Origin of the sequence: Cellvibrio fibrivorans (assembly GCF_031457055.1) — a bacterium.
GTDB lineage: Bacteria > Pseudomonadota > Gammaproteobacteria > Pseudomonadales > Cellvibrionaceae > Cellvibrio > Cellvibrio fibrivorans.
The window spans coordinates 1-2,009 of sequence record NZ_JAVDVX010000021.1; the positions used below are offsets into that span (position 1 = coordinate 1).

General features: G+C 37.3%; 2 protein-coding genes. Both read right to left on the reverse strand.

Annotated elements, in window-relative coordinates:
- Positions 1-103 precede the first annotated feature (103 nt).
- Positions 104-520 (reverse strand): DUF3592 domain-containing protein, encoded by a 417-nt coding sequence (locus J2X05_RS21070; protein ID WP_422653146.1) that lies wholly within the window; start codon positions 518-520, stop codon positions 104-106.
- 279 nt (positions 521-799) lie between these two features.
- Entirely contained in the window at positions 800-1,111 is a 312-nt protein-coding gene (locus J2X05_RS21075) for a hypothetical protein (protein WP_310076411.1), read from the reverse strand.
- Between the last annotated feature and the right edge of the window lie 898 nt (positions 1,112-2,009).

Here is a 2,009-nt window from a genome sequence, read left to right on the forward strand (position 1 = left end):
ACGATTTTAAATGCCATGGTGCGGGATAATTGCGAGTGGCAAGCAAGCTAAATTTGCGTTACAGGTATTGATTTTTTACCACAGTCGCTTGTTATGCTAAGCTTTAAAAAGAAAAAATTAAGGTAATGACGCCAATAATAAAACAGATAATGCTTAGGTAATGCCCACTAAATTCTTTTCCGCTTTGAGCGCCAACGATTAGAACAGATTCACCATGATTTTCAGGGTTATAGTATACATTTATATTTTCACCAACAATTTTACCTAATGAAAAATTATATGAATCAGGGAAATGAAGTGTGTAAAACGCAATTCGACTAGATTTGTATGATTTTTCATTTGCAATATATTCATATTCTAAGTCTAGGGTTTCAGCATTTTTTCGGCTTCCATTCACAATGCGTACTCCATATAACCGAACCTGTTTAATTTTTCCTAATGTTTTTACCCAATTAATACTACTTTTAGCTTTATTTAACTCTCTAACTGAATGAAAAAACATAGCTAAAGATAGAGCCATGAAAAAAATTCCACCCAATAGCTGAAAATTCAAAGATAGACCCTCACTGTGATGCATAACGTTGTGTTCAACCGCAGTTTGTGAGTAGCGCATTGCGATAAACTTTGCGCAGCAATTCGCTAAATGCGCTACTTACAAACTGTCGAGTGGAGGCGCGAAGCGCCGGAGCGGTGTTGGAACACTTTGTTATAGGCTTTTTACTTAAGCCAAAAAAATTGTAACCAAAACACCATTTTTAAACCGACCAGCTACAGATAAGTAGATGCTAACCACAAAAACTTAGTTTGGCTCTATGGATAAATTACTAGCTGTAACCTTAATGCAACCAATATTACCTTCAAGTGTAAAGCCCGAATTTGATGTATTGATTGATTCAATTTCACCTAAGCAGTGAATATTTTCATGATTTGTAAAATTGGAAACCAAATTTAAACCAATGTATTCAACAACGATAGGCGTTAAATTATCATTCCAGGCTGAAACGTTAACTTTTAGGTTTTTCGAAGTGATAAAAGTAAATTCGACGAATTTGCTCGCGTCGTCGTGACGCAAAGATAGCAAATATGATTCTTCTAATTCTTTGAGGCGCATTGCTCACCTATAACGCTTAGTTAATGGGCAGTTTGTAAGTTGCGCTTGCGATAAACTTTCTGCAAAGACACACCAAATGCGCGACTTACGAACTGTCCCAGCGCACGCAGTGCGCGTATTCAACGCCTTGTTGTAAGCTGGACGTTAGTTGTTGCTACAAAGTGCAAGTTCTTACGAAAATCACACTCAATTATTTTGTTCAACGCGCAGACTTGATGGAGCTGTAGCCAAGCGCGATTCACTTTAATTCAATTTCAGCTTTCATTAATACTGTGGGAAATTTAGCACGACAGTGAAACCTACGTGAACTTGCAGTACTCGACCACAGGTTAGACCGGACGGCAGATTATGTAATAGAAACTGCAAACGCTTTTCTTCATAACACCAACCAAGTGCGATTACAAAACCAAAATATTACCTTACAATTCGTCAGGTGCAATGCCTTGTTAACTGTAGGCGTTTATTGCTTTAGTGAAAAAGAAATATAGCGCATATAGCAATAATATTGTGATTGCGAAAAGCACAGATGCACATATAACTCTCACAGGAAAACTTTCCATGACCTTTTGTACAGTATTGCTTTGATATTTTCTATACAGAAATAGAGTAATTACATAATGAAAAACAATAGTTGAAAGTGCTGCTTGAATGCAACTCGCGGTAGTTAATTCGGCTCCATTTAGGAATTTTTTGCTAAATAGGCCAAGTGCAACAATGCTAAGCACAAACAACCAAAACACATGCCTTGGCAAGCTTAAATACACAGATATTATTTTGGGTAATAGGCTCATATTTGATTTCAGTTAACGCTTAGTTAATGGGCAGTTTGTAAGTTGCGCTTGCGATTAACTTTCCGTAACGATTCACCACATGCGCGACTTACGAACTGTCCCAGCGC

What these genes read in the sequence shown, in the direction of transcription:
- J2X05_RS21070 (WP_422653146.1), bottom strand. Translation starts at nt 520, where the DNA reads ATGGCTCTATCTTTAGCTATGTTTTTTCATTCAGTTAGAGAGTTAAAT.
- J2X05_RS21075 (WP_310076411.1), bottom strand. Translation starts at nt 1,111, where the DNA reads ATGCGCCTCAAAGAATTAGAAGAATCATATTTGCTATCTTTGCGTCAC.